Source organism: Streptomyces sp. NPDC043685, from assembly GCF_056436585.1.
This window is the reverse complement of the sequence record NZ_JBWKCH010000004.1, coordinates 729,391-741,844: the sequence shown is the minus strand read 5'-3', so window position 1 is coordinate 741,844 and position 12,454 is coordinate 729,391. Positions and strand designations below refer to the sequence as shown.

Annotated in this window: 11 protein-coding genes, 1 tRNA gene and 1 riboswitch; of the genes, 7 read left to right on the top strand and 5 right to left on the bottom strand. The window is 73.1% G+C overall.

Annotated elements, in window-relative coordinates; translation table 11 throughout:
* Positions 1-20: 20 nt before the first annotated feature.
* The 4 genes from AC0665_RS16965 (at position 21) to AC0665_RS16950 (ending at position 5,173) form a co-directional block, all read left to right on the top strand.
* Positions 21-1,445: an NsdA family TPR-like regulatory protein gene (locus tag AC0665_RS16965; protein ID WP_363121216.1), complete on the top strand. Its 1,425-nt coding sequence runs from the start codon at positions 21-23 to the stop codon at positions 1,443-1,445.
* Positions 1,446-1,517: 72 nt separating this feature from the next.
* On the top strand, positions 1,518-2,723 hold the full coding sequence (lhgO, locus tag AC0665_RS16960) for an L-2-hydroxyglutarate oxidase (protein WP_478602838.1): 1,206 nt from the start codon (positions 1,518-1,520) through the stop codon (positions 2,721-2,723).
* A 197-nt stretch (positions 2,724-2,920) separates the two neighbouring features.
* The gene (gene trmB / locus AC0665_RS16955) at positions 2,921-3,760 is read left to right on the top strand and encodes a tRNA (guanosine(46)-N7)-methyltransferase TrmB (protein ID WP_468634279.1); all 840 of its coding nucleotides are present in this window, start codon (positions 2,921-2,923) and stop codon (positions 3,758-3,760) included.
* Positions 3,761-3,820: 60 nt separating this feature from the next.
* Positions 3,821-5,173 (top strand): PrsW family intramembrane metalloprotease, encoded by a 1,353-nt coding sequence (locus AC0665_RS16950; protein ID WP_478705243.1) that lies wholly within the window; start codon positions 3,821-3,823, stop codon positions 5,171-5,173.
* On the opposite strand, the gene AC0665_RS16945 is transcribed toward AC0665_RS16950, so the two are convergent.
* The 5 genes from AC0665_RS16945 to AC0665_RS16925 form a co-directional block, all read right to left on the bottom strand.
* Entirely contained in the window at positions 5,170-6,114 is a 945-nt protein-coding gene (locus tag AC0665_RS16945; protein WP_478705242.1) for an aldo/keto reductase, read from the bottom strand. The two genes, AC0665_RS16950 and AC0665_RS16945, sit on opposite strands and share 4 nt — an antisense overlap.
* Before the next feature lie 140 nt (positions 6,115-6,254).
* Positions 6,255-7,283 carry a M23 family metallopeptidase gene (locus tag AC0665_RS16940; protein WP_468407709.1) on the bottom strand — a complete coding sequence of 343 codons (1,029 nt, stop codon included), beginning with the start codon at positions 7,281-7,283 and terminating at the stop codon, positions 6,255-6,257.
* A gap of 11 nt (positions 7,284-7,294) precedes the next feature.
* Positions 7,295-7,451: riboswitch (cyclic di-AMP (ydaO/yuaA leader) on the bottom strand.
* A gap of 298 nt (positions 7,452-7,749) precedes the next feature.
* Positions 7,750-7,823, bottom strand: a tRNA-Met gene (locus AC0665_RS16935).
* Positions 7,824-7,877: 54 nt separating this feature from the next.
* Positions 7,878-9,110 (bottom strand): alginate lyase family protein, encoded by a 1,233-nt coding sequence (locus AC0665_RS16930; RefSeq protein WP_478705241.1) that lies wholly within the window; start codon positions 9,108-9,110, stop codon positions 7,878-7,880.
* A gap of 96 nt (positions 9,111-9,206) precedes the next feature.
* A complete protein-coding gene (locus AC0665_RS16925) occupies positions 9,207-10,337 on the bottom strand; it encodes a dihydrofolate reductase family protein (protein WP_478705240.1) in 1,131 nt (376 codons plus the stop codon).
* Between the two features lie 78 nt (positions 10,338-10,415).
* Between AC0665_RS16925 and AC0665_RS16920 the strand changes: the two genes are divergently transcribed.
* The 3 genes from AC0665_RS16920 (at position 10,416) to AC0665_RS16910 (ending at position 12,381) form a co-directional block, all read left to right on the top strand.
* Positions 10,416-10,931 carry a MarR family winged helix-turn-helix transcriptional regulator gene (locus AC0665_RS16920; protein WP_468634289.1) on the top strand — a complete coding sequence of 172 codons (516 nt, stop codon included), beginning with the start codon at positions 10,416-10,418 and terminating at the stop codon, positions 10,929-10,931.
* Positions 10,932-11,118: 187 nt separating this feature from the next.
* On the top strand, positions 11,119-11,760 hold the full coding sequence (locus tag AC0665_RS16915) for a GTP cyclohydrolase II (RefSeq protein WP_468634291.1): 642 nt from the start codon (positions 11,119-11,121) through the stop codon (positions 11,758-11,760).
* 120 nt (positions 11,761-11,880) lie between these two features.
* The gene (locus AC0665_RS16910) at positions 11,881-12,381 is read left to right on the top strand and encodes a MarR family winged helix-turn-helix transcriptional regulator (RefSeq protein ID WP_478602847.1); all 501 of its coding nucleotides are present in this window, start codon (positions 11,881-11,883) and stop codon (positions 12,379-12,381) included.
* The last annotated feature ends 73 nt before the right edge of the window (positions 12,382-12,454 follow it).

Genomic DNA, 12,454 nt, shown 5'->3' with positions numbered 1-12,454 from the left:
TCTGTGTCGAGGGGTGGCGCATGTCCAGGGAGCAACGCGGGCCGAACGAAAAACTCGGCGCCGTTCTCGCCCTCGCGGGAATATCCAACGCGGGCCTAGCGCGGCGTGTCAACGACCTCGGAGCCCAGCGGGGCCTGACGCTCCGCTACGACAAGACGTCGGTGGCGCGCTGGGTGTCGAAGGGCATGGTGCCCCAGGGCGCCGCGCCGCACCTCATCGCCGCCGCCATCGGGCAGAAGCTCGGCCGTCCGGTGCCGCTGCACGAGATCGGCCTGGCGGACGCGGACCCCGCGCCCGAAGTCGGCCTCGCCTTCCCCCGGGACGTCGGCCAGGCGGTGCGCTCGGCCACCGACCTCTACCGCCTCGACCTCGCGGGCCGCCGGGCCGGCTCCGGAGGCATCTGGCAGTCGCTCGCCGGATCGTTCGCGGTGAGCGCATACGCAACGCCCGCCTCGCGGTGGCTGATAACCCCGGCCGACAGTTCGGTCGCGCGTGACGTGGGCCCCGGCGAGGGCTCCGGCGCACCGCTCAAAGTCGGCCACAGCGATGTGCAGAAGCTGCGGGAGGCCGCCGAGGACGCGCGGCGCTGGGACTCCAAGTACGGCGGCGGCGACTGGCGTTCGTCCATGGTGCCCGAGTGCTTACGGGTGGAGGCCGCCCCTCTGCTGCTCGGCTCGTACTCCGACGAGGTCGGCCGGGCCCTGTTCGGCGCCTCCGCCGAGCTCACCCGGCTCGCGGGCTGGATGGCCTTCGACACGGGCCAGCAGGAAGCGGCCCAGCGGTACTACATCCAGGCCCTGCGCCTGGCCCGGGCGGCGGCGGACGTCCCCCTCGGGGGCTATGTGCTGGCCTCCATGTCCCTCCAGGCCACCTACCGCGGCTTCGGCGACGAGGGTGTGGACCTCGCCCAGGCCGCCCTCGAACGCAACCGGGGCCTCGCCACCGCCCGCACCATGAGCTTCTTCCGCCTGGTCGAGGCCCGGGCACACGCGCGTGCGGGCGACGCCCACGCGGCCGGCGGCGCCCTGAAGGCGGCCGAGAGCTGGCTGGAGCGCGCCCGCCCCGGCGACAACGACCCGAGCTGGCTCGGCTTCTACGGCTACGACCGTTTCGCCGCCGACGCGGCCGAGTGCTACCGCGACCTCAAGGCGCCCCGCCAGGTCCGCCGCTTCACGGAGCAGGCCCTGTCGAAGCCGACCGAGGAGTTCGTCCGCTCGCACGGCCTGCGCCTGGTCGTCTCCGCCGTCGCCGAGCTGGAGTCGGGGAACCTGGACGCGGCGTGCGAACAGGGGGTGCGGGCGGTGGAGGTCGCCGGGCGGATCTCCTCGGCCCGTACCACCGAGTACGTGAAGGATCTCCTGCACCGTCTGGAGCCGTACGGCGACGAGCCGCGGGTGGTGGAGCTCCGCGAGCGTGCGCGGCCGCTGCTGATGACCCCGGCGTAGTCCGTGCGGGTCTCCCGCCCGTCCCGCGTTTGAAGGCGTTGTCAGTGGCGCAGTGCAGTATCGAGGCGGGAGGTGAGATGCGTGCGGACCGCATACGACTGTGACGTGCTGGTGATCGGCGGCGGGATCGTCGGCCTGTCGACGGCCTACGCGATCACCCGCGCCGCGCCGGGCACACGTGTCACCGTCCTGGAGAAGGAACCGGGCCCGGCCCGCCATCAGACCGGCCGCAACAGCGGCGTCATCCACAGCGGCATCTACTACCGCCCCGGCTCCCTCAAGGCGCGCTACGCGGTGCGGGGCGCGGCGGAGATGGTCAAGTTCTGCGCCGAGTACGGCATCCCCCACGCGATCACCGGCAAGCTGATCGTCGCCACCGACCGTGCGGAGCTGCCCCGCCTGCACGCCCTGGTGCAGCGCGGCCGGGAGAACGGAATCCCCGTCCGCGAACTGGGCGGGTCCCAGATCGCCGAGTACGAACCGGAGGTCCGCGGCCTGGCCGCGATACACGTCGGCACGACGGGCATCTGCGACTTCGTCGCGGTCGCCCGCCAGCTGGCCCACGGCTCCGGCGCGGAGATCCGCTACGGCACCCGGGTCGTGCGGGTCGACCGGAGACCCGAGCGCGGGGTCGCCGTGCTCACGGCCACGGGAGACGTCGTACGCGGGCGGGTCCTGGTGAACTGCGCGGGGCTGCGGTGCGACGAGATCGCCCGGCTCACCGGGGACGACCCGGGCATGCGGATCGTGCCGTTCCGGGGCGAGTACTACGAGCTGGCCCGGCCGGAGCTGGTCCGAGGCCTGGTCTACCCCGTGCCCGACCCGGCCTTCCCCTTCCTCGGGGTGCACCTCACCCGGGGTATCGACGGGGGTGTCCATGTCGGGCCCAACGCGGTCCCGGCGCTGGCCCGCGAAGGGTACGGATGGGGCACGGTCCGCCTGCGCGAGCTCGGCTCGACCCTGGCCTGGCCCGGTTCCTGGCAGATCGCCCGCCGGCACTGGCGCTACGGGGCGGGTGAGCTGCGGCGGTCCCTGTCCAAGAAGGCGTTCACGGACGCGGTGGGCAGGCTGCTGCCCGGGGTGTCCGAGGACGACCTGGTGCCGACGGCGGCGGGCGTGCGCGCGCAGGCGGTGCTGCGCGACGGGACCCTGGTCGACGACTTCCTGATCCGCGAGGGCGCCAGGACCGTCCACGTCCTCAACGCACCGTCTCCCGCGGCCACGGCCTCTTTGCCGATCGGCCGGGAGGTGGCACGCAGAGCGTTGGCCGCGCTGTGAGAGTGCGGTGCCCGGCGTTCCCGCCCGCGCCGGGTGGGTCCGCGGCCGGCGGAGCGGTTCTCCGAGCACCGGGACGCCCCCGGCGCCCTGAGCGGCGCGATGACCCGCGGCCAGGGCGGACGGACACCCCCGGCGCGCCCCACGCCCCTCACCGGCGCGCAGGCGCGAGCGCCCACGGCCGTAAAATCGAAGGCACTGTGTCTGACTCCGCGAACACCCCCGAAGCCCCGAACCCGCACCCGCACGCCCCCGGTGACCCCGTCCGGGACGCCCGGGCCAAGGGCGAGCCCCGCTTCCCCGACGGGCCGAAGGCCGACCCCGCCGGGTCGCACTTCGAGCGGCGGATCCGGAGTTTCCAGCCCCGGCGCAGCCGGGTCACCGCAGGTCAGGCGGACGCACTCCAGCGGCTGTGGCCCAAGTGGGGCCTCGACATCGACGGCAGCCGCGTCCTCGACCTGGACGAGCTGTTCGGCAACGACAACCCCGTCGTCCTGGAGATCGGCTTCGGCATGGGCGAGGCCACCGCCCGGATGGCCGCCGCCGACCCCGCCACGAACATCCTCGCCGTCGACGTCCACACCCCCGGCCAGGGCAACCTGCTCAATCTCGCCGACCGCGACGGCCTGTCCAACATCCGGGTCGCCAACGGCGACGCGATCATCCTGCTGCGCGAGATGCTCGCCCCCGACTCCCTCGGCGGTCTGCGCGTCTACTTCCCCGACCCCTGGCCCAAGAAGCGCCACCACAAGCGCAGGATCATCCAGCCCGATTTCCTCACCCTGGCCGCCACCCGCCTCCGGCCCGGCGCGATCCTCCACTGCGCCACCGACTGGGAGCCGTACGCCGAACAGATGCTCGATGTCCTGACGGCGCACCCCGACTTCGAGAACACGCAGGCCGACGGTGGTTTCGCGCCGCGTCCCGACTTCCGTCCGCTGACCCGTTTCGAGGGCCAGGGACTGGACAAGGGACATGTCGTGAACGACCTCCTCTTCCGTCGCGTACAGCACGTGGACCAGCCTCCCGCCGGCGCCTGACCCCTTCTGGCGCCTTCTCCCGCCTGCGGACAGCTCCCATCCGTCGTTAGGGTCAATGCCGTGGCCACCAGCCCTCCCCCTCCGTCGTACCCCAGCGGTCCCACCGACGGCGCTCCCTTCGCCGGCCCGGGCCCGGGCGGCCCCTTGCGGCACGCCCACTGGTGGCAGCGCGCCTGGGTGCGCTACGGCGCGCTGAGCACGCTCCTGGCGATATCCGGCCTGGTCATCCTCGCCCTGGTCCGCGAGGAGACCGGCACGGAGGGGTTCCTGGTCGGGCTGGGGCTGGCCGTCCTGCCGGTGCCCCTGCTGCTCGCCGCGTTCCGCTGGCTGGACCGCGTCGAACCCGGCCCCTGGCGGAACCTGGTGTTCTGCTTCGCCTGGGGCGCCTGCGCGGCGGCGCTGATAGCGATCGTCGCCAACAGCTTCGCGACGAGATGGATAGCGACGGCGACGGCGGACCCGTCCAGCGCGGACACCCTCGGCGCGACGGTGATAGCGCCGGTGGTGGAGGAGTCGGCCAAGGCGGCCGCCGTCCTGCTGGTCTTCCTCTTCCGGCGCCGCGACTTCACCGGCATCGTCGACGGGGTCGTCATCGCCGGTGTGACCGCCACCGGCTTCGCGTTCACGGAGAACATCCTCTACCTGGGCACGGCCTTCGGCACCGACCAGCTCACCGGTGGTACCGGCATCGCCTCCGTCACGGCGGCGACCTTCTTCGTGCGCATCATCATGTCGCCGTTCGCGCACCCGCTCTTCACGGTCCTCACCGGCATCGGCTTCGGCATCTGCGCGCTCTCGGCGGACCGCCGGCCGCGACGCCGCGTGATCTTCCCGGTGTGCGGCCTGCTGCTCGCGATGGGCATGCACGCGATGTGGAACGGCTCGTCGGCGTTCGGCGAGTACGGGTTCTTCGCCGTGTACGCGGCGTTCATGGTGCCCATCTTCGGGCTGCTGACATGGCTGGTGATCTGGACGCGGCAGCGGGAGCTGAAGACCGTCCGGGCGGAGCTGCCCGCCTACGCGGTGGCCGGGTGGCTGACGCCGGCCGAGCCGTACGCGCTCGGCTCGATGCGGGCCCGGCGGATCGCCCGCCAGTACGCCCGCCGCCACGCGGGCAAGGCGGCGGCCCGGGAGGTGGCGCGGTACGAGGCGTACGCCACGTCGCTGGCGTTCCTGCGGCACCGGGCCCGGCGGGGCCGCGCCGGGGCCGGCTTCGCCGTACGGGAGCAGGAGCTGCTCGGCGAGCTGTGGCGGCGCCGGGAGGCGGCCCGTCCCGCGCTGGACCACGCGGCACGGGTCACGGCCCCTCCGGTCCCGGTGGCGGCGCCGCCCTGGCCCGTGCAGGGCGTGTACGGGTACGGGTACGGCTACCGGCCGGCGCCGTACCCGGCGTACAACCCCTACCGTTCCTAGGCCGAGGCCTCCGTGAGGCGGGCGACCTCGGCGTCCGTGAGCGTCAGCTCGCCGACGCCCACCAGGGCGGGCAGCTGCTCCACCGTCCGCGCGGAGGCGATCGGCGCCGCCACGGTCGGCTGCGCGGCGAGCCAGGCCAGGGCCACCGTCGCCACGGGCACGTCGTGCGCCCCGGCGACCTCGTCGAGGGCGTCGAGCACCCGCCGCCCCCGCTCGGTCTCCAGATGCTTGGCGGCACCGCCCGCCCGGGCGCTCTCGACCGTCGTACCGGGCCGGTACTTGCCGGTGAGGAAGCCGGACGCGAGCGCGTAGTACGGAACGGCCGCGAGGCCGGACCCCTCGGCCAGGTCCTGGAGCGCACCCTCGTAGGTGTCGCGGGAGACCAGGTTGTACTGGGGCTGGAGGGCCACGTACCGGGCGAGTCCTTGGCGGTCGGAGAACTCCAGGGACGCCCGCAGCCGCTCGGCGGAGATGTTGGAGGCGGCGATGTGCCGCACCTTCCCGGCCTTCACGAGTTCGTCGAGCGCGCCGATGATCTCCTCGACGGGCACGTCGGGCCGGTCGAAGTGCGTGTAGTAGAGGTCGATGTAGTCGGTGCCGAGGCGGCGCAGGGAGGCGTCGGCCGCGGCCTTGATGTTGGCGGCGGACAGGCCCTGGAAGTCGGGGTGCTGGCTGACCTTCGTGGCGACGATCACGTCGGAGCGGTTCCCGCGTGCCGCGAGCCACCGGCCGAGGATGGTCTCGGATTCCCCGCCCCGGTTGCCCTCGGCCCACGCCGAGTAGACGTCGGCGGTGTCGACGAAGTTGCCGCCGGCGGCGGTGTAGGCGTCGAGGACGGCGAACGACCGGTCCTGGTCGGCGGTCCAGCCGAAGACGTTGCCGCCGAGGGCGAGGGGGAAGACCTCGAGGTCGGAAGAGCCGAGCTTGCGCAGAGAAGTCATGCTCCGTGTCAACGCCCGTACAGGAATGCCTGATTCCACAACGGACGCAAAGTTCCCGTAAACACCCGGCGGAAAACCGGCGGCCCTGACGTCGGGGGGTCGTCGTCAGGGCCGCCGGTGCTTCCACGGGTGTGGACCGCTCAGGGGGTGAGTCCCTTGCCCCGCAGCCACGCCATGGGGTCGATGCCGCTCGCGGATCCGGCGGAGTGGACCTCCAGGTGGAGGTGCGCGCCGGTGACGTTGCCGGTGGCGCCCACGCGGCCGATGACGTCGCCGGTGCTGACCTTCTGGCCGACGCTGACGCCGATGGAGGACTGGTGCGCGTACCAGATCTCGGTGCCGTCATCGAGGGTGAGGACGGTCTTGTAGCCGTAGGAGCCGTTCCAGCCGGCCTCCGTGATGGTGCCGCTGTGCACGGCCTTGATCGGCGTGCCCGTGGGCGCGGCGAAGTCCAGGCCCGTGTGGTAGCCGGAGGACCAGTAGGCGCCTGCCTGGCCGAAGCTGGAGGTGATGGTGTAGGAGGAGGTCGGCAGCGTGTACTGCTTGGCGAGGGCGGCGAGCCGCTCGGCCTCGGCCTTCTTCCTGGCCTCTTCCTCCGCCTTCTTCTTGGCTTCGGCGGCCTTGGCCTTGGCTTCCTTCTCCGCCTTGGCGACGGCTTGCGCCGCTGCCTTCTCGGCGGCGGCCGCGGCGTCCTGCGCGGCCTTGGTCTCGATCTGCTCCTGCTGGTGCTCGACCTGCGCCATGATCCGGGCGCGCAGCGCCTCGCCTGCGCCGGAGGTGTTCTCCTCGGGGTCCGCCGTGGCGGTGCCGAGGCTGCTGAGCGGGGTGGCGGAACCCTCAGGGGTGTCGTCGTCCGAGATGAGGGAACCCACCGAGGGCAGGTCCGGCACGGAGATGGACACCGGGGGCTTGCCGGTCTGGGCACTGGCCATGCCGCCGGCACCCACGGCGGCTATGACACCGACGCCCAGGACGGTGGAGCTGCGGGCGAGACCTCCGCCGCGCTGCTTGGTGACGCGGTGCCGGCCACGGACGGGACGGATGGACTCCTCGGTGGGGTTCCACTCCTGGAACGGGCCCTCGTCGGTGCGCTGACCGCCGTAGCCGAAGGTGTCGGTGTCGCGCTTCTGCGCGAACGGGGCTGCGGGGGCAGGCCGGTTGGACGCCACGTGGGCGTGCTCCTTTCCTTCCTTCTCGCCTACCGGGTTAGCTGACGGGTTCGGAGCAGGAAGGTCTCCTACGCGCGTATACCCACCGTGCTTCCACGGTGGTATCCGCCCGATTCACCCCAAGTGGTGGTTCCCCGGTTCCCTTTCGGGATTCGGCGCGTGCGCACGGAGCCGCCTTCTGTGACGGCTGGGACGACCGCGCTGCGTTATCGAACGTTAATAGACGCACGAGGGGTATTCCAGCGATTCCACTTGATCATTAACCTTTTTCGCGCGGACTTACCTGCCATGACCGGCTTAAATCGGGCGAGTTGACCACCTCACAAGTAACTTACGGGTTTTGACGGTGTGTCAGTTGTGATGCGGAACGGGGTGGTTCGCTCACCGAGCGTGAGGGTCGTCGCGAGATCTCGAGGAAAAACACCGAGGGCCGGAACCCTTTCGGATTCCGGCCCTCGGCCTTCAGTAGCGGGGACAGGATTTGAACCTGCGACCTCTGGGTTATGAGCCCAGCGAGCTACCGAGCTGCTCCACCCCGCGTCGTTGTGATTCCAGTGTACGCCATCCGCGGGACAGCTCGTGCACACCCGTCGCTCAGCCGTCCGGGGCGCCCGCGTGGGTGAGGGTCTCCCAGGCGGTGAACAGGTCGTCGGTGCCGGCGGGCCGGGCCCGGACGGCCAGTTCGTGCGCGGCGGGGACGGACCGGCCGCGCCGTTCCTCCAGATGGTGCAGGGCGACCTCCAGATGGGGTCCGAGGCCCCGCTCGACCCGGCCGCCGCACAGCCACTCGGGTGCGCGCCCGCCCTGTTCGTGGCGGGCGTGCAGGGCGAGCGCGGTCGCCAGCCGGTCCTCGATCTCGCCGTAGAGGTCGACGCCCTGGTGCCAGGCCGTCTCGGCGATGTGGGCGGTGGCGGCGAGCGAGGCGCCCACGTGCCGGAAGCTGTGGCAGGTCTCCTGGGAGACGCCGTCCCGGTACGTGGTCTGGCCGAACCAGTACGAGGCCATCCGCTGCGGGCCGTCCACGCCGGAGCCGGGCACGGTGAGCGGCACGGGGCCGTCCTTCTCCAGGTAGAGGTAGGCGGGCACGCGCTCCCGGAAACGCTCCAGGGCGTGGCCGAAGACCCGGTGGTCGCCGAGGAAGACCGCCACGGAGATCACGGCGTCGATCGCCACCAGGTCCCAGGATCCGGTGAAGTCCGGGTCGGAGGCGACGACTTGGGGGAGGTGGGCGGTGCGCAGCATGTCCTCGAAGCCGCGCACCCGCGCGGCCGGCCAGCCCCCGCCGGGTGTGTGCCGCACGATCTCGGCGGCCCGCGCCCACACCGACCCGGTCCAGCCGGCCTGCAGCGCGGCCTTCTCCCCGGTGTGCCGGCGCAGCGTGGCCGCCCAGGCGTCCATGAGCTGCCTGGCCTTCTCCGCGTGCCGCCGCTCGCCGGTGGCGGCGAAGAGCAGGGCCTGCGCGTAGGCGGCCAGGGCGTCCTCGCGCTCCGCGGCGCAGCCGCGGCCCTGAAGGTCGCCGGCCGGGCAGACGACCGTCTCGTGCGGCCGGGCCCGGTGCCGGTACGAGCCGTACGGGCTGTCGCGCAGGGCGAGGTACGCCGCTCGCCAGGGCTGCCGCCCGGCGGTGACGTGCTCGCGCAGGGCGTCCAGCTGGGCCCGGTCGACGAGGACGCCGGGGTGGGTGAACGCGGCGCCGGAGGGCAGGACCGGGCCCATGGCGCGGGTGCCCGGGCCGTCGGGCCGGCAGGAGGGGACGAGCAGGGCGAGCGCGGTGAGCAGCGGCAGCAGGAGCAGTGCCGCCGTCCTTCGTCTGCGCGCTGACCCCATGGCCGCCGCCTCCGCGCTCGTCGTCCGGGTCCCTGGAGGCAGCGTGGCCCGGACGGCGGTGCGGACGCAGGATCTGTTGGGCCGATCGGCTCGCCCTCAGCCCAACAGGTGGCGGTTCGGGGCCTTGGCCCGCTCCTCGTGCTCCGGGAGGACGACGACCTCCGCCCCCGCGGCCGCGAGGAGACCGCTGCCGTCGGCGTCCGTCACGAAGGTGTCCGGCTCGCGCCAGGCGGTGACGACCCGCCGCACGCCCGCGTCGAGGATCAGCCGGGCGCAGGGCGCCGGGCGGGAGGCGCGGCGGGCGCAGGGTTCCAGGCTGCTGTACACCGTCGCGCCGGGCAGGCGCGGGTCGTCCGCGTCGAGCTTGGCGAGGGCCGCCTCCTCGGCGTGCACGACCGGGTCGCCGGCCTCGCGGGAGTGGCCGCGGGCCAGTTCCGTGCCGTCGGCGGCGACCACGACCGCGCCCACGCTGAACGCGGTGTCCGACGGCGGGCAGTGCCCGGCCAGATCGCAGGCGAGGGCCAGCCAGTGGTGATCGGCGGCGGTGGGCAGGGCGCCGGTGCCCGGGGCGGTCGGTTCGTAGCGCATCAGGACGACGTCCTCGATCCGCCGCGTCTCCAGCAGCCGGAGCCGGCCGCCCTGGTAGCCGCCCGGGCCGAAGAGGCGGGGCGCCCGGGGGTCGCCCACGAAGAGCGGGGCGAGGACCAGCTGGAGTTCGTCGGCCAGGCCCTGGGTGAGGAGCTGGGTGTGGATCAGGCCGCCGCCCTCGACCATGAGCCGCCGCACGCCCCGGACGTCGTGCAGGTGGGTCAGGAGCCGCCGCCAGTCGAGGTCGGCGCCGAGCGGGACCACGTCGGTGGCGAGACCGAGGGCACGGGCGCGCTCGGCGCCCCGGTCGGTGGTGTAGAGGACCTTCTCTCCGCCGGTGTGCCAGAAGCGGGCGTCCGGGTCGAGGTCGCCCGAGCCGCTGACGGTGACCTTCAGGGGGTACTCCGGCTGCCCGGCGGCCGTGCGGGCGGCCCGGCGTTCCGCGGAGTTCACCAGGAGCCGCGGGTTGTCGGCGCGGATGGTGCCGGCACCGATCAGGATCGCGTCGACAAAGGCCCGGACCTCGTCGACCCGGTCGAAATCGGCCGCGCTCGACAGCAGCAGGCGGTCGGGGCCGGTGTCGTCCAGGTAGCCGTCGAGGGAGACGGCGGCGGACAGCAGGACGTACGGGTGAGGCATCGACGCTCCGCGGCTGGTCGGGTCAGCGGGACTGGACTGGGTCTTGGTTCAAGTTTGAAACAAACCTACACTGGCGGCATGACGACTCGCTGGCTCACGCCGAAGGAGCAGCGCGCCTGGCGCGCCTACATCGCCGCTTCGCTGCTCCTGGAGGACGCGATCGACCGGCAGCTCCAGCAGGACGCCGGCATGCCGCACCTGTACTACTCCATCCTGTCGGTCCTGTCGGAGTCCCCGGGGCGCCGGCTGCGCATGACCGATCTCGCCGAGCGGCTGAAGATCACGCGCAGCCGGCTGACGTACGCGGTGACGCGACTGGAGAAGGACGGCATGCTGCGGCGCGAGGCCTGCCGGTACGACAAGCGGGGCAGCGTCGCCGCGCTGACCGACGAGGGGTTCGCGGTGCTGGAGCGCGCGGCGCCCGGGCACGTCGAGACCGTGCGGACCTCCCTGTTCGACCGGCTCAGCGAGGAGCAGGTGGGGCAGCTGGAGGAGATCTCCGCGGCGATCGCGCGGGGCCTCCAGGAGGACGGCACACGGGCGGCGGCCGACGAGGTGCCGTGGCGGCGGAGGTCGTCACCGGCCTGTTCGTGACGCGGCGGGTGACAGGGCGGGCGCGCCGGGCGGGGCACGGGCGACGCGGAAGTGACCCCCGCCACACGAGACCGGACCTCATTGCTTCAAATTTCAAGCACGAGTAGGGTTCCGAGCGTGCATCTGCTTCAAAACTGAAGCACTACGGCTGTGCAGCCGAACAGGAAACGGAACCCGGAGGCCCCGCATGCCCGACACCCCCGCCGTCGTCGCCACCCCCCGCTCCCGCGTCCGGGTCCCGCTCCGATTCCACGACGGCTACGAGGCCGACGCCGAGCTCGTCACCTTCCACGGGCTGGTCGACGGCCGGGAGCACGTGGCCGTCGTCCTGGGCGAGCCCGGGCCGGTCCCGCTGGTGCGGCTGCACTCCGAGTGCCTGACCGGGGACGTGTTCGGCTCCGCCCGCTGCGACTGCGGTCCGCAGCTGCGCGAGGCGGTCGAGCGCATAGCCGAGCGCGGCGGCGTGCTCCTCTACCTCCGCCAGGAGGGCCGGGGCATCGGCCTGTACAACAAGCTGGACGCGTACGCCCTCCAGGACGAGGGGCTCGACACCTACGAGGCGAACGCGGCCCTGGGGCTCCCCGAGGACGCCCGCGACTACACGGCGGCGGCCCAGATGCTGCGCGCCCTGGGCATCGGCCGGCTGGACCTGCTCTCCAACAACCCCGACAAGGCGGAGCAGTTGCGGTCGCTGGGCGTCGACGTCCGCGACCGCGTTCCCACGGGCGTCTTCACGACCGCCCACAACGTCCGCTACCTGCGCGCGAAGGTCCTGCAGACCCAGCACACGCTGCCGCTCGCCGCGCTGACGGGGCTCAGCGCCGGCTGAGCCGCCCGGCCGGTCCGGCCGGGCACCGAACCGGGCTGCTTGTCCCTCGGTTCCTCGGGTACAGCCTTTGAGAGAGGGCGACCTCTCCCGTACCCGGAGCTTTATGGAAGTGACCGTTTCGTGACCGATCTCGGCGGCCTCGGCGACCACCGGGCGAGGGGACCGGGCGATGGCCCGGAGGCCGTCGCAGCGCAGATCGCCGATGCCGTGGAGCGTCTGACGGCACTGTGGTCGGTCGCCGCCCAGGAGGCGTCCCTACGGCTGTCCCCGCACCAGCTGCGGGCCCTGCGCACCGTGCAGGCGGCGCCCGGCCTGAACCTGACGGCGCTGGCGGAGGGCCTGGACATCGGTCTGCCCACGGCCAGCCGTCTCTGCGACCGGCTGGCGGCGGCCGGGCTGCTGGAGCGGGCCCCGCACCCCGACACCCGCCGCGAGGTGCAGCTGTGGCTCACCCCGCACGGCCGGCACGTCCTCGGGGAGGTCGCCGGCCACCGCGCCCGGGCCCTGGCCACCGCGCTCGCGGCGATGGCACCGGCGGAACGGGCGGCCCTGCGCGAGGGCTTGCGCGGATTCCTGGCGGCCCGCGACGCGGTGGTACCGCGCGCCGACGGCACGGACTGAGGTCCGGGGCACCCAGAGGGCGCCTCCTCACCGACGCCGGGCGAGACGCTGCGGCCCTGCCGCGCGCCCGGCG